The sequence below is a fragment of the Candidatus Pantoea communis genome (assembly GCF_011752685.1).
Classification (GTDB): Bacteria; Pseudomonadota; Gammaproteobacteria; order Enterobacterales; family Enterobacteriaceae; genus Pantoea; species Pantoea communis.
The window spans coordinates 147,940-172,042 of the sequence record NZ_VWXC01000004.1; the positions used below are offsets into that span (position 1 = coordinate 147,940).

Sequence of the window (24,103 nt, forward strand, 5' to 3'; positions counted from 1 at the left end):
CTCGTTGCATTTCGCCGAACTCCGTTGCGATTTGCGGCTGTTTTCTCACACCACTTTCGGCGACGATAAAAGTCCCAGAGGTATTGATTGGTGTGAAGATCGGCTGCTGCGGCAGCAATACCTGTCTTCAGGTATTCACCCTGTTCGGTTGCACCGACCCACGCGGATGCGTGGGTTTTTTTTGCCTGAAATTCAGCACTCAGCGAACTCGCTCACACCTCTTGTCTGAGTCTTAACACTTCCCCGCCAACATAAAAATATCTTGCCGTGTAACCTGTATGTAACGCACCGCGATGCCGCATTCCATTTCGGTTCGCCAGCCCCTTGCCGTGTTGGTAGCGCGGCTTTGGGGCGTTTTTTATTGCCATTCGTTGAGGTGTGACCCGATGCCAAAAACCAAAGACCGAACGCCAAAAGGCGAGGGCCGCTCCACGGCGTTTCAGTTACGCATTCATCCGGAGTTGCATGACCAACTGCGCGAAGTCACCGAAGATGAAAACATCACGCTATCGTGCTGGTTGAAAGATTTGGCGCGTCGCGAACTGCGCCGTCGCGGGATCGAGCCGAAAGGGTAAATCTGTTGCTCTGCATGGCGGTAAAAAACCCGCAAAAAGCTAATTTTCACAGCCATTTATGGCACGAAAGGTTTACCATTTTCCTTTGGAAAATATATTTTACGCAACCTTAACAACCGCCTTATCACTCCCTCCCTACAATGATTTTTTGCATGTCATCACATCAGTGACTATCCCTCCTTTCATCCAGAGAAAAATTATGCGCCTGAAACTTCTTTCTGCCAGCGTGGTGTTTTTACTGGCAGCCTGTGACCAGGGCGGAGCAAAGCCCGCTGCATCCGCGACACCCCAGGTGGGTGTCATCGCCCTAAAATCTGAACCTGTGACACTGGTGACACAACTGCCTGGCCGCACCACGGCGGTCCGCACCGCACAGGTGCGCCCACAAGTCAGCGGCGTGATCCAGAAAATCCTGTTTACCGAAGGCGGCGAAGTGAAAGCGGGTCAGCCGCTCTATCAGATCGATCCGGCGACCTATAAAGCCGCTTACGACAAAGCGATGGCGACCTGGCAAAACGATGCCATGGTGGCAAAACGCTATCAGCCGCTGGCTTCTGCACACGCCATCAGCCAGCAAACTTACGACGATGCCGTGGCGGCAGAGCGTGAAGCACAGGCCGATGTGGAAACCGCTAAGGTCAATCTCGATTACACACTGGTGAAGGCGCCGATTTCAGGCCATATCAGCCGTTCGCTGTATACCGCCGGTGCACTGGTGACTAACGGCCAGACCGACTACCTCGCCACCATTACTCAGCTTGATCCGATCTATGTCGATGTCAGTGAATCCTCCACCGATCTGCTGCGTCTGCGCCGTGCGTTGGCCGACGGCAAGATCGCCAAAGTGGATGACAACACCGCGGCGGTCGGACTCTCTCTGGAAGACAACAGCCAGTATGGCCAGCAGGGCAAACTGGCGTTCTCGGAAGTGAACGTTGATACCGCCACCGGCACCGTGGTGCTGCGTGCGGTGTTCCCAAATCCGCATGACGAACTGCTGCCAGGCATGTATGTGCACGCCAGCTTCCCGCAGGGCATTCAGCAGCAGGGGATTCTGGTGCCGCAGGAGTCGATCATGCATGACACCAAAGGCCAGCCGTATGTTTACGTGGTGAAAAGCGATAACACCATTGAGCAGCGCAGCATTCACACCGGCGAGATGATCAAAGGTGAATGGCTGGTGACCTCCGGCCTGAGCGAAGGTGAAAACGTGGTGGTGAACAATCTGCAAAGCGTGCGTGCTGGGGCGAAAGTTACCACCACCGCCGCCAGCACTAATGACACGCCATCCGCCAACGCTGTCAGTCTGTCGATGACCGACGCAGCGGCGCAATAAGGGGGCGGCATGTCGAAGTTTTTTATTGAACGTCCCATCTTTGCCTGGGTTATCGCGATTATCGTGATGCTGGTGGGCGGGATTGCAGCCATCAGTTTGCCGGTCAATCAGTATCCCAACATCTCGCCACCGGCGGTATCGATCTCGGTGACCTATCCGGGTGCCAGTGCCGAAACCACCCAGAACACCGTGGTGCAGGTGATTGAGCAGCAGTTGAACGGGTTGGATGGCTTGCGCTATCTAGAATCCAGCAGTGCCTCGGACGGCAGTGCGCAGATCATCGCCACCTTTAACCAGGGCATCAATCCGGATATCGCCCAGGTGCAGGTACAGGACCGCGTCTCGCTGGCGGAATCGCAGTTGCCAACCGACGTGACCCAGCAAGGGATCCGCATTCGTAAGTACCAGAAGAACTTCATGATGGTCATCGGGCTAATCTCCAAAGACGGCAAGCTGAGCAACGGCGATCTGGCTGACATGCTGGTGTCGAAACTGGAAGACCCGATCTCGCGTACGCCGGGCGTCGGTGACTTTATGGTGCTGGGTTCGGAATATGCCATGCGCATCTGGCTCGATCCCGCCAAACTGTACAAGTACAACCTGATGCCGAGTGATGTCACCACCGCCATTGATAACCAAAACGTGCAGGTGTCGTCCGGTTCACTCGGCGGGTTACCGACCATTCAGGGCGCCAAAACGCAGGCCACGGTACTGGGGAAAACTCGCTTCACCACGGTGCAGCAGTTTGAAAATGTGCTGTTGAAAGTGAATAGCGATGGCTCACAGGTGCGTTTGAAAGACGTTGCCAGCGTGGCGCTCGGTCCGCAGAGCTACGGCATTGACGCCACCATGAACGGCAAGCCCGCAGCAGGTATCGCGCTGCGTCTGGCCACCGGGGCGAACGAACTGGATACCGCCAAAGCGGTGCGCCAGACCATAGCCGATCTGAAAGACTCACTGCCGGATAATGTTGAAATTCAATATCCGTATGACACTTCGCCAGTGGTCAGCGCCTCAATTGAAGAAGTGGTGAAAACGCTGATCGAAGCGGTGGTGCTGGTGTTCTTCGTCATGCTGCTGTTCCTGCAAAACCTGCGCGCCACCCTGATTACCACCCTGGTGGTGCCGGTGGTCCTGCTCGGCACCTTTGGCATCCTGTCGGCCTTCGGTTACAGCATCAACACCCTGACCATGTTCGGTATGGTGCTGGCGATAGGGCTATTGGTGGATGATGCCATCGTGGTGGTGGAGAACGTCGAGCGTGTGATGCACGAAGAACATCTCGATCCGAAAACCGCCACTATCAAGTCGATGCAGCAGATACAGGGCGCACTGTTTGGTATTGCGCTGGTGCTGTCAGCGGTGCTGCTGCCAATGGCGTTCTTCTCCGGCTCGACCGGGGTGATTTATCGCCAGTTCTCGATCACCATTGTGTCGGCGATGGCGCTGTCGGTGATCATGGCGCTGATCTTTACCCCTGCACTCTGTGCCACCCTGCTCAAACCTTCGGCGGCGGAGCACAAGACCACCGGTTTTGCCGGCTGGTTTAACCGTAAGTTCGACAGCGGCGCGATGCACTACACGCGCGGTGTTAACAAGGTGATTTCCCGTCGCGGCCTGTTCCTGGTGATCTACCTGGTGATCGTCGGCGTGACGGGCTTTTTGTTCACGCGTGTCCCGACCACTTTCCTGCCCGCAGAAGATCAGGGCCTGATGATGGTGCAGATGACGCTGCCGGTGAACGCCTCTTCACAGCGTACGCAGCAGGTGATCAACGATCTCAATGACTACCTGCAGAAGAATGAAGCCTCAGTGGTCACCACCACCTTTGGCGTGGCGGGCTTTAACTTTGCGGGTCGCGGCCAGAGTAACGCCATGGCCTTCGTGCGCCTGAAGGACTGGAGAGATCGTACCCACAGCGGGCAAAGCGTGCAGGATCTGGCGAACCGGGTGATGGCGCATTTTGCCAACTACAAAAACGCCAAAATCTTCGCCATGGTGCCCCCTGCGGTGATGGAGTTGGGTAACGCCACTGGCTTCGATCTCTATCTGCAGGATACGGGCGCGCACACCCATCAGCAGATGATGGATGCCACGCATCAGTTAATCGATCTGGCCAACAAAGATCCGCATCTGGCGCAGGTGCGTATGAACGGGCTGGAAGATGAGCCGCAGTATCAGCTGGAGATCAATGACGAGAAGGCCAGCGCGCTGGGTCTGAGCATGACAGACATCAACAACACGCTGTCGGTGGCATGGGGTTCCAGCTATATCGATCAGTTTATGTATAACGGCCGTGTGAAAGAGGTTTACCTGATGGGTAAAGCCGATTCACGCGTCACGCCATCCGATCTTGATAAGTGGTACTTCCGCAACAGCAGCGGCACCATGGTGCCATTCTCTGCCTTCGCCAGCGGCAAGTGGGTTTACGGTTCGCCACACTTCGAACGTTTCAACGGCCTGACCTCTGAAGAGATTCTCGGATCGCCCGCGGCAGGGCAGAGTACCGGTGAAGCGATGAAAGCGGTGGAACAGCTGGCGAAGCAGTTGCCCAAAGGCTTCCGCGTGCAGTGGTACGGCATTTCGTATGAAGAGCAGGCGTCCGGCAACCAGACTACCCAGCTGTATCTGATCTCGATTCTGGTGGTGTTCCTGTGTCTGGCCGCGCTGTATGAGAGCTGGTCGATTCCGTTCTCAGTGATCATGGTGGTGCCGCTCGGCATTCTCGGCACCATCAGTGCGGTGCTGCTGCGTGGCTTGCAGAACGATGTGTTCTTCCAGGTGGGCTTACTCACCACGGTCGGGCTGGCGGCGAAAAACGCCATCCTGATCGTCGAGTTCGCCAAAGAGCTACATGAACGGGAAGGCAAAACGCTGGTCGAGGCAGCGGTGGAAGCCGCGAGACTGCGTATCCGACCGATTATCATGACGTCGATGGCGTTTATTCTCGGCGTGCTGCCGCTGACTATCTCTAACGGCGCAGGCGCAGGTAGCCAGCACTCGATTGGTACGGCGGTAGCAGGCGGGATGATCACCGCCACCTTCCTCGCCATCTTCTTTGTTCCGATGTTCTACGTGGTGGTTTCGCAGTTCTTCGCCCGCAAGAAAAAAGCATCCGCAGAGGTGACAACGCATGAACACTAAAACTTTCCGTATGGCGCTGCTGCCGCTGGCTATGGTGCTGGCGGGTTGTACGCTGGCGCCGCACTATCAGCGCCCCGCGATGCCGGTAGACGCAAAATACGATCAGCCCACGCCGGTGGGCAACGTGGCGGATCTGCCGTGGCAGAACTTCTTCACTGACGCCACGATGCGCAATCTGATTCAGCTGTCACTCGACAACAACCGTGACCTGCGCGTCGCGGCGCTAAATGTCGAAGAGGCACAGCAGAGCGTCACGGTGCAGCGTGCGGCGTTAATGCCGTCAATCAATGCTACCGCCAGCCAGACCTCGGCGCATGAACCAGCCAACCTCTACAACACCAAAACCACTGGTGCGGTGACCTATCACGAGCTGAACGCCGGACTGGGCGTTACCTCGTGGGAGCTGGACTTCTTTGGTCGCTTGCAGAGCCTGCGGGATGAGGCGCAGGAAACCTATCTGTCCACCGCAGCAACTGAACGCGCCACGCGCATCTCGCTGATTTCCGAGGTCGCCACCGCCTGGCTGACCTTGAGTTCAGATAACGATCTGCTGCATCTGGCGCAGAACACTGCCAAAAGTCAGCAAGAGTCGTATCGTCTGACGCAACTCAGCTACAACGGCGGGGCCAGTAGCGATCAGGATCTGGCACAGGCAGAGAGCACGGTGCGGGCTGCGCAGGCGGATGTGGCGAGCTATATGCGTCAGGTACGGCAGGATGTGGATGCGCTGCGCTTGCTGGTGGGCACCGATCTGCCCGCCACTTTGCTGTCCCACGCGACGCTGGACGCCAACTGGCAATTCCCGGCCACGCCAGCAGGCTTACCGTCCGATCTGCTGACGCGTCGTCCGGATATCATGGCCGCAGAACATAGCCTGAAAGCGGCGAATGCCAACATTGGCGCAGCGCGCGCGGCGTTCTTCCCGAGCATCACGCTGACCGCTTCTGGGGGATCGACCAGCAGTTCGCTCGGCAGTTTGCTGGGCGGCGGCACCGGTGCCTGGTCCTTTGTGCCGTCGATCAATCTGCCGATCTTTGACGGCGGCAAAAACGAGGCTAATCTCAACATCGCGCACATCGAGAAACGCATTGAAATTGCTGACTATGAGAAAGCGATTCAAACCGCGTTCAAAGAGGTGAATGATGCGCTGGCCGGTCAGGATACCTGGCAGGATCAGCTGACAGCGCTGCAACAGGAGGTCGGTGCTAATCAACGCGATTACGACTATTCCGAAATGCGCTTTAAGCAAGGCGTAGACAATTATCTCAATGTATTAGTGGCCCAGCGATCGCTTTACAGTTCGCAGCAGTCGTTAATCAGTGCACATCTGGGCCAGTTGAGCGAGAAAATCACCTTGTATAAAGCCTTAGGAGGCGGTTGGAAGGCCTGAGTGCCTTAACGTTACCCTTACGGTTTCTCCATGGAAATTCCATGGCACTTCAGCTGATAATACAAGCAGTGATGATTTCCTTTGAAATAATCCCCTGTTAGTGGAGGGGATTTTCCTTTTTCCTGTTTATCTGAAGAGTCCGATGACAATTAATTCCCCTGGCAAATCGCGTTTCCACTGGCTGAAATGGCTACTCATTTTACTTGTTGTGTTAATCGTGGCTGGCGTGATTTGGCGCGTTGTCGGCGGCCATGGCGGTGCGCCGGGCGGCATGCCACCAGGAGGTGGAAAAGGCGGTCATCGCGGGGGCGCAGGTGGACCTCCGGGCATGGCGATGATGGGCGGCAGTGCCACGCTGGTGCACAGTGGCGTGGCCACCACGGCCAACGTGCCGGTGTATCTCAATGCGCTGGGCACGGTGATCCCCAATGCCAGCGTTACCGTGACCAGCCGCGTAGCGGGTCAACTGGAAAAAGTGTTCTTTACCGAAGGGCAAAAAGTCGAGGCCGGACAGCTGCTGGCGCAGATCGATCCACGCAGCTATCAGGCGACACTGGCGCAGTATCAGGGCGATCTCAATCAGAACCAGGCATTGCTGAAAAGCGCCGAGTTGACGCTGGCCCGCTACAAAAAACTGGCGGCCCAGGACTCGCTGTCACGCCAGGATCTTGATACGCAAACCGCTACCGTCGGCCAGTATAAAGGCGCCGTAGCGGCCGATCAGGCGCAGATCGCCAGTGCAAAGCTGGATATTGAATACGCGCGCATCACCTCGCCAGTCAGCGGCCGTGTTGGCCTGCGTTTGGTTGATCCGGGCAATATGGTGCAAACCACTGATACCACGGGCATTGTGGTGGTGACGCAGATGCAGCCCGCAGCCGTGACCTTCAGCGTGCCGCAGAGCAATATCGCGCAGCTCACCAAAGCGCTGCATAACGGGCAGAGTTTACCGGCGGTGGCTTTTGATCAGGACAACAGCACCCAGCTGGCTCAAGGCAGCGTGCAGTTCATTAGCAACCAGATCGATACCAGCACCGGCACCATCGAGTTGAAAGCCACCTTCCCGAATGAAGATGAGTCGCTGTTTGCCAATCAGTTCGTCAACCTGCGTCTGCAAACCAATATTCTGAATAACGCCACGGTGATCCCGGCGCAGGCGCTGCAACTGAGCAGCGACGGCAGCTTTGTGTTTGTGATCAATAAAGACAACACCGTGACGCGCAAAGCCGTGACCACCGGCCCGGCGTTTGGTGAAGATCAGCAGTCGATCCTGAAAGGTGTCGAGCCGGGCGAGCGTCTGGTCACCGAAGGCATCGATCGTCTGACCAACGGCAGTAAAGTCTCTCTGGCCGATGACAGCAAAACTGCCACAGCGGCCAAAAAATGAATCCGTCTCGTCTGTTTATCCAGCGTCCCGTCGCCACCATCTTGCTGATGGTGGGCGTACTGATTTCCGGGATTTTCGCGTATAAATTCCTCTCCACCTCGGCGTTGCCGCAGGTGGATTATCCGACCATTCAGGTCACTACCCTGTATCCCGGGGCCAGCCCGGATGTGATGGCATCGTCTGTGACCTCACCGCTGGAACGCCAGCTGGGGCAGATGGCCGGTTTAAGCCAGATGACCTCCACCAGCTCCGGTGGCTCCTCGATCATCACGCTAAAATTCAGCCTCGATCTGTCGCTGGATGTCGCCGAGCAGGAAGTGCAGGCGGCGATCAATGCCGCCAACAACCTGCTGCCGAGTGATCTGCCCAATCCGCCGACCTATAAAAAGGTCAACCCGGCCGATACGGCGGTGATCACGCTGGCGGCCAGCTCGGACAATCTGCCACTGACGCAGGTGCAGGATCTGGTGAACACCCGCGTGGCGCTGAAGCTGTCGCAGATTAACGGCGTCGGCATGGTGACATTGGCGGGCGGTCATCAGCCGGCTATCCGCGTGCAGATGGACCCGAAAGCGCTGGCGGCACACAAGCTGTCGCTGGAAGACGTGAATACGTTGATCAGCAACAGCAACGTCAATGGCTCAAAAGGCGGCTTTGACGGCAAATATCATTCGGTCACCATCGATGCCAACGATCAGCTGCGCACCGCCGATGAGTACGGCAATCTGATCCTCACCTATCAGAACGGTGCCGCACTGCGCCTGAAAGATATCGCGCACATTGAACAGGGTCCGGAAAACAGCTTCCAGTCGGCGTGGGCCAATAACAGCCCGGCGATTGTGATCAGCGTGCAGCGCCAGCCTGGTGCCAACGTGATTCAGGTGGTGGACAGCATTAAGGCGCAGCTGCCGACTTTGCAGGCCGCGTTGCCCGATGGCGTGAAAATGAGCATCTTGTCGGATCGCACCCAAACCATCCGTGCATCCATCAGCGACGTGCAGTTTGAGCTGATGCTGTCGGTGGCGCTGGTGGTGATGGTCACCTTCCTGTTCCTGCGCAATGTGGCGGCCACGCTGATCCCGAGCGTGGCGGTACCGCTGTCACTGATTGGCACCTTCGGCGTAATGTATCTGGCCGATTTCAGCCTGAATAACCTGTCGCTGATGGCGCTGACCATCGCCACCGGCTTCGTTATCGATGATGCGATTGTGGTAGTGGAGAACATTTCACGTCGGCTGGAAGAGGGCGAAACGCCGATGCAGGCGGCGCTGAAAGGCTCGCAGCAAATTGGCTTCACCATCATCTCACTGACCTTCTCGCTGATTGCGGTGCTGATCCCGCTGCTGTTTATGGGCGATGTGGTAGGGCGCTTGTTCCGCGAGTTCGCCATTACGCTGGCGGTGTCGATTCTGGTGTCGATGGTGGTGTCACTGACGCTGACGCCAATGCTGTGCGCTTACCTGTTGCAGCATATCCCGGAAGAGAAGCAGTCGCGCTTCTCGCGCAAGGGCGGACAAATATTCGATAAGTTGGTGCACGGTTACGACCGCTTGCTGACGGTGGTGCTGAATCATCAGAAACTGACGTTACTGGTGGCGCTGGCAACCTTTGCGCTGACGGCGCTGCTGTATATCGCCATCCCGAAAGGTTTCTTCCCGACGCAGGATACCGGACTGATTCAGGGTGTCACCGTGGCGTCGCAGGATGTGTCATTTAGCGAGATGTCGAAGCGTCAGCAGGCGCTGGCAAAAGTGATTCTGCAGAACCCGTCGGTGGACAGCCTCTCTTCCACCATCGGTATCGACGGCAGTAACACCAGCCTCAACAGTGGCCGTATCCAAATCAACCTGAAGTCGTTTGATGAGCGCGATGACAAAGCCGATGTGGTGATCAAGCAGCTGCAGCAGGCGGCGGAGCAGGTGGCGGGCATTCAGCTCTATCTGCAACCGGCGCAGGATTTGACGGTCAACGATCAGGTCACGCCGAGCCAGTATCAGTTCACGCTGGATGACGCAGACAGTGAAAACCTGGTGAGCTGGACGCCGAAGATGGTGGCGGCTTTGCAGCAGCGCCCGGAATTTAACGGCGTGGTGAGTAACCTGCAGGATCAGGGCCGTGTCGCCTATGTCGAACTGAACCGCGACAAAGCCGCGCGCTACGGCATTACCGCCTCGGATGTGGATACGGCGCTGTACAACAGCTTCGGTCAGCGTCTGGTTTCCACCATCTTTACCCAGGCTAACCAGTATCGCGTAGTGCTGGAAGTGGCACCGCAGTATCAGCAGTCTCCGGCGTCGTTTGATGATGTTTATCTGCCGGTGAGCAGCAGTTCCAGCACATCAACCAGCAGCAGTTCGGGCAGCACATCCAGCAGCAGCTCAACCACCAGTTCCGACAGCGACACCACTACCGGGATGGTGAAACTGACCTCGATTGCCACCATTCACCAGCGCACCGGTTCACTGATGCATATGCGTCTGAATCAGTTCCCGGCGGTGATGGTGTCGTTCAATCTCAACAGCGGTTATTCGCTGGAGGATGGGCAGAAGGCGATTGCCGAAGTGACGCAGCAGCTGGATCTGCCATCCAGCATTACGCTGCGCTATCAGGGGGAAACCTCGGCATTCCAGAGCGCGACCGGTAACACGCTGTGGCTGATTCTGGCCGCACTGATCACCATGTATGTGGTGTTGGGCATCCTGTATGAGAGCTTTATTCATCCGGTGACGATTCTCTCGACGCTGCCATCAGCGGCGGTGGGCGCACTGTTGACGCTGTTGCTGGCGGGCAGTGAATTCAGTTTGATTGCCTTGATCGGGGTGATCCTGCTGATCGGTATCGTGAAGAAGAACGCGATTATGATGATCGACTTCGCGCTGGAAGCCGAAAACAAGCAGGGCATGAGCGCGCGTGATGCGATTCATCAGGCCTGCTTGCTGCGCTTCCGTCCGATTCTGATGACCACCATGGCGGCGCTGCTCGGTGCACTGCCGCTGATGCTGGCTTCGGGCTCGGGTGCGGAGCTGCGTCAACCGCTCGGTCTGGTGATCGTCGGGGGGTTGATTGTCAGCCAGGTGCTGACGCTGTTCTCCACGCCGGTGATTTATCTGTGGTTCGATGGCATTGCGCAGCGCGGCAAGCGCTATATGCAGCGTAAACAGCAGCAGGCGCGGAGCGAGTAATGAACCTCACCAGACTCTTTATCTTTCGCCCGGTCACCACGTTGCTATTAACGTTGTCGATCATGCTGCTCGGTTTGCTGGGTTATCGGCTGTTACCAGTGGCTCCGCTGCCGCAGGTGGATTTCCCGACCATTATGGTCAGCGCCAGCTTAGCCGGTGCCAGCCCGGAGACCATGGCGGCCACGGTGGCGACACCGCTGGAGCGCTCGCTCGGGCAGATCGCTGGCGTCACCGAGATGACCTCGACCAGCTCGCAGGGCTCCACCAGCGTGATTTTGCAGTTTGATCTCGACCGCGACATCAACGGTGCGGCGCGTGATGTGCAGGCGGCGATCAACGCCGCACGCAGTCTGCTGCCGAGCGCGATGGAATCACTGCCGACCTATCGCAAAGCCAACCCGTCTGATGCGCCGATTGTGATGCTGGCGTTGACCTCCGCCACGCGCACGCCGGGTGAACTCTACGACCTCGCTGAGAGCAAAATCGAGCAGGCGATGGGGCAGGTCAAGGGCGTGGGCGAAGTGTCACTAATGGGCAGCGCCTTGCCCGCCGTGCGTATCGATCTGCAACCGCTCAAGCTGGCGCAATACGGCATCTCGCTGGACACGGTGCGTGAAGCCATCGCCAACAGCACCACCAACAAACCCAAAGGCATTCTGCAGGGTAGCCAGCAATCATGGGTGGTGGACAGCAACGGTCAGTTAGATAAAGCGGCACAGTATCAGGATCTGATCGTCAGCTATAAAGACGGCAAAGCGGTACGTCTGCACGATGTCGCCACCGTCTACGATTCGGTGGAAGATCAGTATCAGGCCGGTTTCCTCAATTCGCAGCCGTCGGTGATGGTGGGCATTAAGCGCCAGGCCGGTGCCAATATGCTCGACACCATTGATGCCATCAAAGCGCAGTTGCCAGCGCTGGAAAAAGATCTGCCTGCGGATACCCAGTTGAAAGTGGTGGTGGATCGTTCGCCGACGGTGCGTGAATCTTTGTACGACACCGAAGAGACGCTGCTGATCGCCATGCTGTTGGTGATCGCGGTGGTGTTTGTGTTCCTGCGTAACGTGCAGGCGGTGGTGATCCCGGCGCTGGCACTGCCGGTGTCGTTGATTGGCACCTGTGCGGTGATGTATCTGCTGGGCTACAGCCTCGATAACCTTTCGCTGATGGCACTGATCATCGCCACCGGATTTGTGGTCGATGATGCCATCGTGGTGCTGGAAAACATCACGCGCCATATCGAAGAAGGTTTGAGTCCGCTGCGGGCGGCGCTAAAAGGCGCGCAGGAAGTGAGTTTCACTGTGCTGTCGATGACCATGTCGCTGGTGGCGGTGTTTATCCCGATCCTGCTGATGGGCAGTATTGTCGGTCGTCTGTTCCGCGAGTTTGCGGTGACGCTCACCGTCTCGCTGCTGATCTCGATGTTTGTCTCGCTGAGCCTGACGCCGATGCTGTGCGCGCGGCTGCTGAAGCCAAAGCCGAAAGTCAGCAAGCGCCCCCATCCGCTGTATCAGTTTATCGAAAATCAGTTGAACGCTTTGCTGGCGGCCTATTCGCGTGGTCTGGCGTGGGTGATGGCGCACCAGAAGATCACCATGTTCAGCCTGGTGCTGACGGTGTTGCTCAACCTGTTTCTGTTCACCGTGGTGCAGAAGGGCTTCTTCCCCAATCAGGATACCGGCCTGCTGATGGGCGCACTGCGCGCCGATCAAAACATCTCGTTTCAGGCGATGAAGCCGAAGATGCTGGAGTTCACCAAAATCATCCAGTCGGATCCGGCGGTGGACAGCGTGATGTCGTCGATGGGCAGCGGCATGTTTGGCTCGCGCAACAGCGCCAACTTCTTTGTGCGTCTTAAAGACTTTAGCGATCGCGATGCCACGGCCACCGAAGTCGCCAATCGACTGAGCCTAAAGACCAGCCATATCGCCGGGGCGCAGATGTTCCTGATGGCGGCGCAGGATCTACATATCGGTGGGCGCAGTGCCAATGCCACCTATCAATACAGCTTGCAGGCGGACGATCTGGATGTGCTGCGCGAGTGGACGCCGAAAGTGCAGGCCGCGCTGGCGGCGATCCCACAGCTCAACAGCGTGGACTCCGATTCGCAAACCGGCGGCCAGGAAGTGGTGATCAATATCGATCGCGACCGCGCGCAACGCCTTGGCGTGAATGTGCAGATGCTGGATACCATGCTGAACAACGCCTTTAGCCAGCGCCAGGTCGCCACGCTCTATCACACGCTAAATCAGTATCATGTGGTGATGTCATTGCAGGACAGCTACACGCGCGATCCTGAAATTCTGAAAGAGCTGTATGTGATTAACGACAGCGGCGATCGTGTGCCGCTCTCCGCTTTCGCCAGCTTCAAAGGCGGTAACGCGCCGCTGTCGGTGGCGCATCAGGGCCAGTCAGCCACCAGCACCATAGCATTCAACCTCAACGATGGTGTGTCACTGGAGCAGGCACAGGCACTGATCAAGCAGGCGATGGCGCAGCTCGGTTTACCGTCCACCATTCAGGCCGGATTTGCCGGTACCGCAGCCGCCTTTGCGCAGCTGACCGCCACTATGCCGTGGCTGATTATTGCCGCGCTGGCGGCGGTGTATATCGTGCTGGGCGTGCTGTATGAGAGCTACATCCATCCCATCACCATTCTCTCCACGCTGCCGTCGGCGGGGGTTGGCGCGCTGCTGCTGCTGCTGCTCACCAATACCCAACTGACAGTGATTGCCCTGATCGGCATCATTCTGCTGATTGGCATCGTGAAGAAGAACGCCATCATGATGATCGACTTTGCAATCCATGCTGAGCGCACGCAGGGCATGTCGCCGAAGCAGGCGATCACGCAGGCCTGTCTGATGCGTTTCCGTCCGATCATGATGACCACGCTGGCAGCCTTCTTTGGTGCTTTGCCGCTGGCATTAGGCAGCGGCGGCGATGCGGATTTACGCAGCCCGCTCGGCATCGCGATTGCTGGTGGTTTGGCGCTGAGCCAGTTGTTAACCCTGTTTACCACGCCGGTTGTTTATCTCTGGCTCGATAGTTTAAGCCGTGCCACCAAACGTCAGTGGCAGCGGATGCGTCATGCGGAATCCTGATCGATGAAAAATGTTCTGAAATTTACCCCGATGGTAGCGGCACTGTTGCTGGCAGGTTGTGCGGTGGGGCCGGATTATCAGCGCCCGACCATGGCGATGCCGACCCACTTTAAAGAAGCCAAAGGCTGGCAGCAGGCCGCGCCGCAGGATGAGCAGAGCAAAGGCGACTGGTGGTCGGTGTATCACGATGCCACGCTGGATAGTCTGTTGCGTCAGGTGAGCATCTCCAACCAGAATGTGGCGAGCTATGCCGCGCAGTACCGTGAAGCGCAGGCGCTGACCTCGCAGTCGCGCGCGGCACTGTTCCCGTCAGTAAGCTACGACGCCAGCAGCACGCGCAGCGGTAGTCGCGCCAGCACCACCGGGCAGCGCAGCGTCAGCAACGCGCATGCCGCCGATCTCAGCGCCAGCTGGGAGCTGGATTTGTGGGGCAAACTGCGCCGTACGCTGGAAGAAAACAAAGCCAGCGCGCAGGCGAGTAAGGCCGAACTGGCGAATATCACCCTTAGTGCCCAATCGGAGCTGGCGCAGGATTACTTCCAGCTGCGCATCCTCGACGAAAAAATTGCCCTGTATCAGCGCAGTATCGATGCCTATCAGCGCTATATGACGGTGATTCAGAATAAGTACTCGGCGGGCAGCGAATCACGCGCCACGCTGGCACAGGCGCAGATGCAGCTGGAGAGCGCGCGCGCCTCAGCACAGGATTATCAGTGGCAGCGCGCGCAGTCGGAACACGCCATTGCGCTGTTGCTGGGCCGTGCACCGGCTGATTTCTCGCTGCCAGTGGCGAAGCTGGATGCCACGCTGCCAGCCATCCCTAACAGCCTGCCTTCTGCGTTGTTGCAGCGTCGTCCGGATATTGCTTATGCCGAGCGTAACGTGGCAGCGGCCAATGCGGCGGTGGGCGTAGCGATTGCCGGTTACTATCCCGATCTGACGTTAAGTGCCACGGGCGGCGTGAGTTCATCGGCCATCAACAGTCTGTTCTCGCTGCCAAACCGCGTCTGGTCATTAGGGCCGGAGTTAAGCGGCACGCTGCTGGACTTCGGTGCCACCTCAGCCAAAGTGGAGCAGGCCCGCGCCGCCTATGACGCCAGCGTGGCGGATTATCGCCAGTCGGTGCTGACGGCGATGGGGGAAGTGGAAGATTATCTGGTGCAGCTGAATACGCTGAAGGGTGAGATAGCTTCACAGCAGCTGGCGACCAGCGCTGCGCAGGAGTCAGCACGCGTAACGCGCAATCAGTATGATGCCGGGATGATTGATTACCTTGATGTGGCCACCACGGAAAACAGCAGTCTGAGCGAGCAGCAGAGCTTACTGTCACTGCAGAGCACCCAGTGGGTGAGCAGCGTTGAGTTGATCGCCGCGCTGGGCGGGGGTTGGCAGGGATAAGTGTTATTCGTTCTGGCAGGGATGAGTTTTAGCAGCATAGATGAAGATTGTCTGGCAGTTTAGAACAGCTGAGTTTGAGGCTGTTGATTCTGTTGTGGGCTTTTTTGGGTGCGGAGTGGTGGGCTATAGCGTCTCTGTTCAGTGGACTGCTTTGGTGCGCGGATGGGCCATAGCCCCTCTGCGGCGGCCGGGCCGTCCTCGCGCCGCTGACGCGGTGCCTTCGTCTTCCACGTCGTGCCTACGGACCGTTCGGGTAAGGCCGTCCTGGCCAACCCGAACTGCCAGTCGCATCCATGCGACTGGCTCCTGGCCCAACGTAAAAGCCTCAGCGCTGCGGATAGCCCGACCGCCGTAGAGGGGCTTTGGCCTTGAGCATTGTGCTTTTTTGAACGAAACACCGAAAAAATACACGCTCCGCTTGCCTTCTTTCCTAACAGATATGAGCCAATGTGCAGCCTGTTCCCTCTTTGGCAAAACGCATCGATACTAATAGTCTTATTTTCAACAACACGCACTGATGCCAAAGCGCCCACAGTCTGCATTAGCACTGAGCAGCATTTCACAATAAACAGCACCCCAACGGCACATTTTTACCGGCTACACACCACACCCACCTCAATTCCTCACCATAAATCACCGCAGCACTTGTCGAAAATCGCCAGATATTGCAAGGTAAGCGCCATATTTTACCGCTGCTAAGGAGCTGGCATGCTTTTCACTGTTCTGCGTTTCCTGTTTCGCCTGTTATGGCGGGTGGAACTGCGTGGCGATCTCACCGCACTGCACAAAGAAAAAGTGCTGATCACCCCTAACCATATGTCATTCCTTGATGGCATTTTGGTGGCGCTGTTTTTGCCGATTAAACCGGTGTTCGCCGTCTATTCCTCGATCAGCGATCAATGGTTTATGCGGCTCCTGAAGCCGATTATCGACTTCGTGCCGCTCGATCCCACTAAACCGATGTCGATCAAACATCTGGTGCGCATGATCAATGAAGGTCGTCCGGTGGTAATCTTCCCGGAAGGCCGTATCACCGTGACCGGATCGCTGATGAAAATCTACAGCGGGGCGGGCTTTGTCGCGGCGAAATCGGGTGCGACCGTGGTGCCCATGCGCATTGAAGGCGCGGAGTACACGCCGTTTGGTCGTCTGGCGGGCGTATTTAAACGTCGCCTGTTCCCACGTATTACCCTGAGCGTATTGCCTGCTACCGTCATCCCGATGCCGGAAGCCAAACGCGCACGCGATCGTCGCGTATTGGCGGGTGAGCACTTACATCATGTGATGATGGAAGCGCGTATGGCGGTGCGTCCACGGGAAACGCTCTTTGAAGCCTTTCTCAATGCACGCCAGCGTTATGGCCTGACTAAACCTTGCATCGAAGACATCAACTTCAAGCCGGACAGCTACACCGGGCTGCTGAAAAAATCGCTCGGCGTCGGTCGAATTCTTGAGCGTTACAGCCAGCAGGGGGAATACGTTGGTCTGCTGCTGCCCAATGCCACCGTCACGGCGGCGGCTATCCTCGGGGCGTCACTGCGCGGGCGTATTCCGGCGATGCTCAACTACACCGCGGGCGTCAACGGCATGCGTGCAGCGCTCACCGCTTCACAGGTCAAAACCGTGTTCACCTCGCGCCAGTTCCTTGAGAAAGGCAACCTGGAGCACCTGCCGCAGGGCTTAACGGAAGTCCAGTGGATCTACCTCGAAGACCTGAAAGATACCGTCACACTGAAAGACAAGTTGTGGATTCTGGCTCACTTGCTGATGCCGCGTCGCGCACAGGTCAGGCAGCAGCCGGAAGATGCCGCGATGGTGCTGTTCACTTCGGGTTCGGAAGGCAATCCCAAAGGCGTGGTGCACTCGCACAAAAGCCTGCTGGCTAACGTTGAACAGATTCGCACCGTGGCGGATTTCACCCCGCGCGATCGCTTTATGTCGGCGCTGCCGCTATTCCACGCTTTCGGCCTTACGGTCGGCCTGTTTACGCCGCTGCTGACCGGCGCGCAGGTGTTCCTCTATCCGAGCCCGCTGCATTACCGCATCGTGCCCGAACTGGTGTATGACCGTAACTGCACCGTGCTGTTTGGCACCTCGACTTTCCTCGGCAACTATGCGCGCTTTGCCAATCCGTATGATTTTGCACGCCTGCGCTATGTGGTAGCGGGTGCAGAGAAGTTGCAGGAAGGCACGCGCCAAATCTACGCCGAGAAGTACGGCATTCGTATTCTTGAAGGCTACGGCGTCACCGAGTGTGCACCAGTGGTGGCAATCAACGTGCCGATGGCGGCGAAACCTCACACCGTGGGTCGTATTCTGCCCGGCATGGATTCACGTTTGATCTCCGTGCCGGGTATTGAGCAGGGCGGTCGTCTGCAACTGCGGGGTCCGAACGTGATGAACGGTTATCTGCGCGTCGAGAATCCTGGCGTGCTGGAGAAGCCAGTAGCCGATAACGGTGAAGGCGAGATGGAAGCCGGTTGGTACGATACCGGCGACATTGTTAGCTTCGATGAAGGTGGCTTCTGTCAGATTCAGGGCCGTGCCAAACGCTTCGCCAAAATTGCCGGTGAGATGGTGTCACTGGAAAGCGTCGAACAGATCGCTTTGAAAGCCTCGGGCGAGAAGCAGCATGCCGCGTCACTGCGCCCTGACGGTCATCGCGGTGAAGCCTTAGTGTTGTTCACTACTGACAGCGAACTGGGGCGTGAGCAACTGCTTAAAGCCGCCCGCGATATCGGTGCGCCAGAATTGGCTGTGCCGCGTGACATTCGCTTTATAAAACAGCTGCCGCTGCTGGGTAGCGGTAAACCAGACTACGTCAGCCTGAAACAGCTGGCCGAAGAGGATCAAGCATGAGTCAGGCGGTTAATCCCGATTCACCGTTACTGTCACGCAATATGATGGCGGTGATTGTGGCGCAGTTTTTCTCCGCGTTTGGCGATAACGCGCTGCTGTTTGCCACGCTGGCGGTGCTGAAAAGTCAGCTCTATCCCGACTGGAGCCAGCCGATTTTGCAGATGATGTTTGTGGCCACTTACATTCTTCTGGCACCGTTTGTCGGGCAGATGGCTGACAGCTTTGCCAAAGGCCGGGTGATGATGTTCGCCAACAGCCTCAAGCTGCTGGGCGCACTGGTTATCTGTTTTGGCTTCAATCCATTCCTTGGCTATACGCTGGTGGGTATTGGTGCGGCATCCTACTCGCCTGCTAAGTACGGCATCCTCACCGAGATCACTAGCGGTGAACGACTGGTGAAGGCCAACGGTCTGATGGAGTCCTCTACCATTGCTGCCATCCTGTTGGGTTCAGTGGCGGGCGGTATTCTGGCGGACTGGAATCTACTGGCCGCACTGATTGTGTGTGCACTCACTTACGCGTTGGCAGTGGTGGCGAATATCTTTATTCCTAAGCTGTTAGCGGCACGACCGGGTCAGAGCTGGCAGTTTGGTGCCATGTTCCGCAGTTTCAAAGAATCCGCTTTGCTGTTGTGGCGTAACGGCGAGACGCGTTTTTCCCTGCTCGGCACCAGCATGTTCTGGGGCGCAGGCGTGACGCTGCGTTTCCTGCTGGTGCTGTGGGTGCCCGTGGCGCTCGGTATCACCGACAATAAAACGCCCACCACGTTAAATGCCATGGTGGCGATCGGGATTGTGATTGGTGCTGCCGCGGCGGCGAAACTGGTGACGCTGCAAACCGTGCGCCGCTGCATGCCCGCCGGGATATTAATTGGCGTGATGGTGGTGGTGTTCTCACTGCAAACCAGCTTGCTGAATGCCTATCTGGTACTGATGGTGTTGGGTGCGCTCGGTGGCTTCTTCGTGGTGCCGCTTAATGCGCTGTTGCAGGAGCGCGGCAAAGAGTCGGTGGGCGCGGGTAATGCGATTGCCGTGCAGAACTTCGGTGAAAACATCGCGATGTTGGTGATGCTGGCGCTGTACACCATCGCTGTTAAGTTGGGTGCACCTGCAGTGGCAACCGGTATCGGGTTCGGTGGGATTTTTGCTGTGGCGATTGCGTTGCTGTGGTGGAAATCGCGCCGTTAAGGCGGTGCGTTGAAAAACCAGGTCGCCAGCAATGGCGACCATAGATCCGAAATGCGCGCATTCGGGTGCACACAATCAAAAACCGCGTCATACGCCTGTAGGGTGTGCATCCAGGCACATCGGGCCAAAGTCTTAGCCACCAGGCAATCAATGCTGCAGGTCGTTGCGACGCAAACCGTTGCGCCGCAACGATGACATCCCGTTAGGGTGCCGGGTAAGTATACTGACGATGAATCGCTTCCAGTTCCTCTAACACATCGGCATTCAGCGTCAGGTTGAAACTCTCCACGTTAATCTTCAGCTGTTCCAGCGTCGTCGCGCCCAGCAGGGTACTGGCGACAAATGGCTGCTGACGGACGTAAGCCAGTGCCATCTGTGACGGATCCAGATTGTGCTTCTTCGCCAGACCAACATAAGCGGCAATCGCCTGATTCGACTGCTCACCGCTGTAGCGGGTGAAGCGGCTGAACAGGGTGTTACGCGCACCGGCGGGTTTAGCACCATTCAGATATTTGCCGCTCAAAGTACCAAATGCCAGGCTTGAGTAGGCCAGCAGTTCAACGCCTTCGTGCTGGCTGATTTCCGCCAGGCCAACTTCAAAGCTGCGGTTCAGCAGGCTGTACGGGTTCTGAATGGTCACAATACGCGGCAACTCGTGCTTCTCAGCCAGCTGCAGATAGCGCATCACGCCCCATGCGGTTTCGTTAGACACGCCGATGTAGCGAATCTTACCTGCGCGCACCTGCTCATTCAGGGCTTCCAGCGTTTCCAGCAGCGTCACGTTGGCGGTGGTTTCGCTGTACTGGTAGCCCAGTTTGCCGAAGTAGTTGGTTTGACGTTGCGGCCAGTGCAGCTGGTAGAGATCGAGATAGTCGGTGTTCAGACGCTTCAGGCTGGCATCCAGCGCTTCGCGAATGTTTTTGCGATCCAGCGCCTGGTTAGGGCGAATCGACGCATCTGCGCCGCGCACCGGACCGGCAATTTTGCTGGCCAGAATGATCTTGTCACGGCTGCCGCGCTTCTTCAGCCAGCTGCCAATGTACTGTTCGGTTAATCCCTGGGTTTCCGGGCGCGGCGGCACCGGATACATTTCAGCGGTATCAATCAGGTTGATGCCACTGCTAATCGCGTAATCGAGTTGCGCGTGGGCGTCGGCTTCGCTGTTTTGCTCACCAAACGTCATGGTTCCTAACCCCAGTTGGCTGACTTCCAGCGTACTGTGGGGGATGCGGTGATAATGCATTGCCGGCTTCCTTTTTTCATTATGAAAGGGAATGTTGTGTCCTCTGGGACTATATCCTGTGAAGCGGCGCGGAAGGAAGGGGGGAAAGTTCGGGAAATCGCCTGCACTGGGGAAAAAACCGTGCAGGCAATCGAATTTGGCACTTAACGCTCAATGATGGTGGAGACCTCGTCACCATTGATCTGCATCACATGACCTTGATCGTCAGTGTACTGCACCAAACCTGTCTCTTTATCGATGGACGGTTTGCCATCAGTCTTAATCATACGGCCATCTTTGGTCGCCATCACGTAATCACTGCTGCAACCACTCAACGTCAGCGCGACCAGCATAATACCCACGACACTCACCAACCCTTTCATTCTTATCTCCCTCAACCTACTTCAACTGCAAAAGTGTAGTAATAAATGCTTTCGCTGGCTGACGTAATCGCATCATTCCTAAAATTAAAGGGCGAGATGCGCTCGCCCTTGACATCGTTAAGCCGCGCTTTTCTTGCTGCGCATGAGGTTCAGGCACTCCACGGCCATGGAGAAGAACATGGCAAAATAAATGTAACCTTTTGGTACATGGATACCGAAACTCTCCAGAATCAGGGTAAAGCCGACCAGAATCAGGAATGCCAGCGCCAGCATTTTCACCGATGGATGGCGCTCAACAAATTCACCAATGGCGCGTGCGGCAAACATCATCATCAGCACCGCTATGACCACGGCAGCCATCATGATGAACAGATGATCGGACAAGCCGACAGCGGTGATCACCGAATCGAGGCTGAAAATAATGTCCAGCAACATGATCTGAACGATCGCGCCGAAGAAGGAGTGGACGTTGGTTTTGTGCTCACCTTCGGCGCCTTCGATGGTTTCATGAATCTCCATGCTGGATTTCCACAGCAGGAACAGACCACCAAACAGCAGGATCAGGTCGCGCGCAGAGAAGCTGTGATCCATCAGGGTAAACAGCGGATTGGTGAGACGGACTACCCAGGCAATGGACGCCAGCAGACCCAGTCGCATCAGCATGGCACCCATTAAACCGAGGCGGCGAGCTTTGTTTTGCTGGTGTTTCGGCAACTTAGCGACAACCAGCGACAGGAAGATAATGTTGTCGATACCCAAAACCACTTCCAGAATGGTCAATGTTCCCAGTGCCAGCCAGGCATTGGGATCAGCAATCCAGTCAAACATGAATCATTCAATCCTAAACGAAAATTAAACGGCGATTATACACGTCCTGTTTCGGCTTGCAGCTGCCTTGGCTGCTCACGTTCACCCCAGTCACTTACTTATGTATGCTCCCGGGGATTCGCGTACTTGCCGCCTTGCTGCACCAAAAAAAGGCCCCATCAGGGGAACCGAACCAGTCGTGTAAGGAGTCGAGTCATTTACAGTAGAAAATGGCGTGCCAGCAGCGGTCCGGTGAAGCTTTTCTTGAGATAAAAACCGCGCGGTAGCGTCATTATAGGCTCTCCATGCTCACCGATGGCTTCCGTCAGCGCTTTGCTGTTGGCCGCTTTCGGGCGGATCTGCAGCCAGGCGCCGTGACGGGCAGTAATGCGTTCCACCTGGCCCAGCACGATCATATCCATCAACTCTTCCCAGTCTTCACGCAACTGCTGATCTTCTTCTTCGCTCGGTTGCCATAACATCGGCGATCCCACTCGACGATCCGCGAGGGGCAAAGCACGGTCACCCTCAATCGGGATCCACAAAACGCGAGCCAGCTTGTGGCGCACATGGCTGGTCTCCCAGGTTACGCCGCTGTTGCCGGTCAGAGGCGCAACGCAGACAAAGGTGGTTTCCAACGGTTTGCCCAGCGCATCCACGGGGATGGTCTTGAGTTCGATACCGAGATGGGCGAAATCCTGCTCCGCTTTGCTGCCCGCGCTGGCACCAAGGTGCAGCTCAATCAGCATGCCAACCCAGCCCTTATCCCGCCTCAAATCGGCTGGCACCGGCAAACCCAGCTGAGCTGCCAGTGCGGCAAACGTCTGGCCTGCCAGCTGTTGTGCACGTTGCAGTAATTCCGCTTCATTTTGTGGTGGCGGCGGCAATAAAACGGGGGAATTCATGGCAAAACTCATATTGGTTAAAGGATGTACAGCGCTGGCGGGGACGAGTTTTCCACATGCGCGCAGCGTGAATAACCGTGATAATAGCATGATTAAGCGTGCTTTTTTATTTGCATTGCCGGACGGGTGTGGATGCTATGGCAAGGTTATCCCAGTTTGTTATCGACAATGAACAGGATCTCCAGACTACTTATCCACAGAATGGTGGGATAACCTCCCTCACAGAGCACCCCTGTTTCGATTTACAGCCTTGACTTTAGCGATTTGAACGCTTTTTTTCCTTTCTTTGACCAGGTTTAGGGCATTATCTGTGGATAAAAGCGACGGTGGTGGATCTTTGAGCAGCGAATGGAACCTGAGGATAATTAGAAAGTGATCCGCGTTGAAATAACACTGTCATTTTTTCCTATCACTATGATTAATGGTGTTTTTAGTGCTATTCTTTGTCTGCCTTATGAGAATTTTCCGAAGTGGTTATTCAACTCATTCCCGTGTTCTGCACAAAGCTATCCACAGAAAAGGTGAATAAGATCGCCCTGAAAACCGCTCAGCTGTTTATAACTTGGCTAAACTCTGTGAGTTATCCTGTTTTTATTCGGCTATCGCCCCGGATATCCAGTGGTTTACCGCCTGTAAGGAGTGTGAAACAATCAGGCTATTCAAATTTAGCTTTGAGGTAGTCCAGTGATCGATGATGATGGCTACCGCCCGAATGTTGGTATCGTAATCTGTAACAGGCAAGGACAAGTGTTATGGGCCAGGCGCTTTGGACAGCACTCCTGGCAATTTCCTCAGGGAGGCATCAATCCGGGTGAAACCGCTGAACAGGCGATGTATCGCGAACTGTTCGAAGAAGTGGGTTTACACCGCAAAGATGTTCGAATACTTGCTTCAACCCGTAACTGGTTACGTTACAAGTTGCCAAAACGTTTGGTGCGTTGGGACACAAAGCCGGTGTGTATCGGCCAGAAACAAAAGTGGTTTCTTCTGCAGTTGATGTGTAGTGACGCGGAGATCAATGTGCAACACAGCAGCACGCCGGAGTTTGATGGTTGGCGCTGGGTCAGCTTTTGGTATCCGGTGCGTCAGGTCGTCTCTTTTAAGCGCGATGTCTATCGCCGCGTGATGAAAGAATTCGCTGGCGTGGTGATGTCTATGCAGGAGAGTGCGGGGCAGCGTAATAACAATGCCGCTCATCGACGTAAAAGAGGATAGGCCACGCCCTTT

The 24,103-nt window shown here is 56.5% G+C and carries 15 protein-coding genes; 11 read left to right on the forward strand and 4 right to left on the reverse strand.

Annotated features, from left to right (window positions below):
- The first annotated feature begins 386 nt into the window (after positions 1–386).
- From F3J37_RS07920 to lplT, 10 genes are all read left to right on the forward strand, one after another.
- Entirely contained in the window at positions 387–575 is a 189-nt protein-coding gene (locus tag F3J37_RS07920) for a hypothetical protein (RefSeq protein ID WP_058961818.1), read from the forward strand.
- A 199-nt stretch (positions 576–774) separates the two neighbouring features.
- On the forward strand, positions 775–1,911 hold the full coding sequence (locus F3J37_RS07925) for an efflux RND transporter periplasmic adaptor subunit (RefSeq protein ID WP_166932897.1): 1,137 nt from the start codon (positions 775–777) through the stop codon (positions 1,909–1,911).
- 9 nt (positions 1,912–1,920) lie between these two features.
- Positions 1,921–5,055, forward strand: coding sequence for an efflux RND transporter permease subunit (locus F3J37_RS07930; protein WP_166932898.1), 3,135 nt, complete (start codon positions 1,921–1,923; stop codon positions 5,053–5,055).
- The gene (locus tag F3J37_RS07935) at positions 5,045–6,445 is read left to right on the forward strand and encodes an efflux transporter outer membrane subunit (RefSeq protein ID WP_166932900.1); all 1,401 of its coding nucleotides are present in this window, start codon (positions 5,045–5,047) and stop codon (positions 6,443–6,445) included. Before F3J37_RS07930 ends, F3J37_RS07935 begins: the two co-directional genes overlap by 11 nt.
- A gap of 142 nt (positions 6,446–6,587) precedes the next feature.
- Complete coding sequence (locus F3J37_RS07940) at positions 6,588–7,832, forward strand: MdtA/MuxA family multidrug efflux RND transporter periplasmic adaptor subunit (protein WP_034823143.1); 1,245 nt, start codon at positions 6,588–6,590, stop codon at positions 7,830–7,832.
- Entirely contained in the window at positions 7,829–11,014 is a 3,186-nt protein-coding gene (locus F3J37_RS07945) for a multidrug efflux RND transporter permease subunit (protein ID WP_166932902.1), read from the forward strand. The genes F3J37_RS07940 and F3J37_RS07945 overlap by 4 nt, the downstream gene beginning before the upstream one ends.
- Entirely contained in the window at positions 11,014–14,115 is a 3,102-nt protein-coding gene (locus F3J37_RS07950) for an efflux RND transporter permease subunit (RefSeq protein WP_166932904.1), read from the forward strand. Before F3J37_RS07945 ends, F3J37_RS07950 begins: the two co-directional genes overlap by 1 nt.
- A gap of 3 nt (positions 14,116–14,118) precedes the next feature.
- Positions 14,119–15,513 (forward strand): efflux transporter outer membrane subunit, encoded by a 1,395-nt coding sequence (locus F3J37_RS07955; RefSeq protein WP_058961812.1) that lies wholly within the window; start codon positions 14,119–14,121, stop codon positions 15,511–15,513.
- Between the two features lie 708 nt (positions 15,514–16,221).
- A complete protein-coding gene (gene aas / locus F3J37_RS07960) occupies positions 16,222–18,372 on the forward strand; it encodes a bifunctional acyl-ACP--phospholipid O-acyltransferase/long-chain-fatty-acid--ACP ligase (RefSeq protein WP_166932905.1) in 2,151 nt (716 codons plus the stop codon).
- Positions 18,369–19,559, forward strand: a complete 1,191-nt coding sequence (gene lplT / locus F3J37_RS07965) for a lysophospholipid transporter LplT (protein ID WP_058961810.1) — start codon at positions 18,369–18,371, stop codon at positions 19,557–19,559. The genes aas and lplT overlap by 4 nt, the downstream gene beginning before the upstream one ends.
- Before the next feature lie 202 nt (positions 19,560–19,761).
- Here the strand turns inward: lplT and F3J37_RS07970 are convergent, their stop codons facing one another.
- From F3J37_RS07970 to mutH, 4 genes are all read right to left on the reverse strand, one after another.
- Positions 19,762–20,802 (reverse strand): NADP(H)-dependent aldo-keto reductase, encoded by a 1,041-nt coding sequence (locus F3J37_RS07970; RefSeq protein ID WP_045816396.1) that lies wholly within the window; start codon positions 20,800–20,802, stop codon positions 19,762–19,764.
- 143 nt (positions 20,803–20,945) lie between these two features.
- Positions 20,946–21,164: a YgdI/YgdR family lipoprotein gene (locus F3J37_RS07975; protein WP_034823127.1), complete on the reverse strand. Its 219-nt coding sequence runs from the start codon at positions 21,162–21,164 to the stop codon at positions 20,946–20,948.
- 117 nt (positions 21,165–21,281) lie between these two features.
- A complete protein-coding gene (locus tag F3J37_RS07980; RefSeq protein ID WP_034823125.1) occupies positions 21,282–21,992 on the reverse strand; it encodes a TerC family protein in 711 nt (236 codons plus the stop codon).
- Positions 21,993–22,189: 197 nt separating this feature from the next.
- Entirely contained in the window at positions 22,190–22,876 is a 687-nt protein-coding gene (gene mutH / locus F3J37_RS07985; RefSeq protein WP_166932906.1) for a DNA mismatch repair endonuclease MutH, read from the reverse strand.
- A 684-nt stretch (positions 22,877–23,560) separates the two neighbouring features.
- Between mutH and rppH the strand changes: the two genes are divergently transcribed.
- Entirely contained in the window at positions 23,561–24,091 is a 531-nt protein-coding gene (rppH, locus tag F3J37_RS07990; RefSeq protein ID WP_034823115.1) for an RNA pyrophosphohydrolase, read from the forward strand.
- The last annotated feature ends 12 nt before the right edge of the window (positions 24,092–24,103 follow it).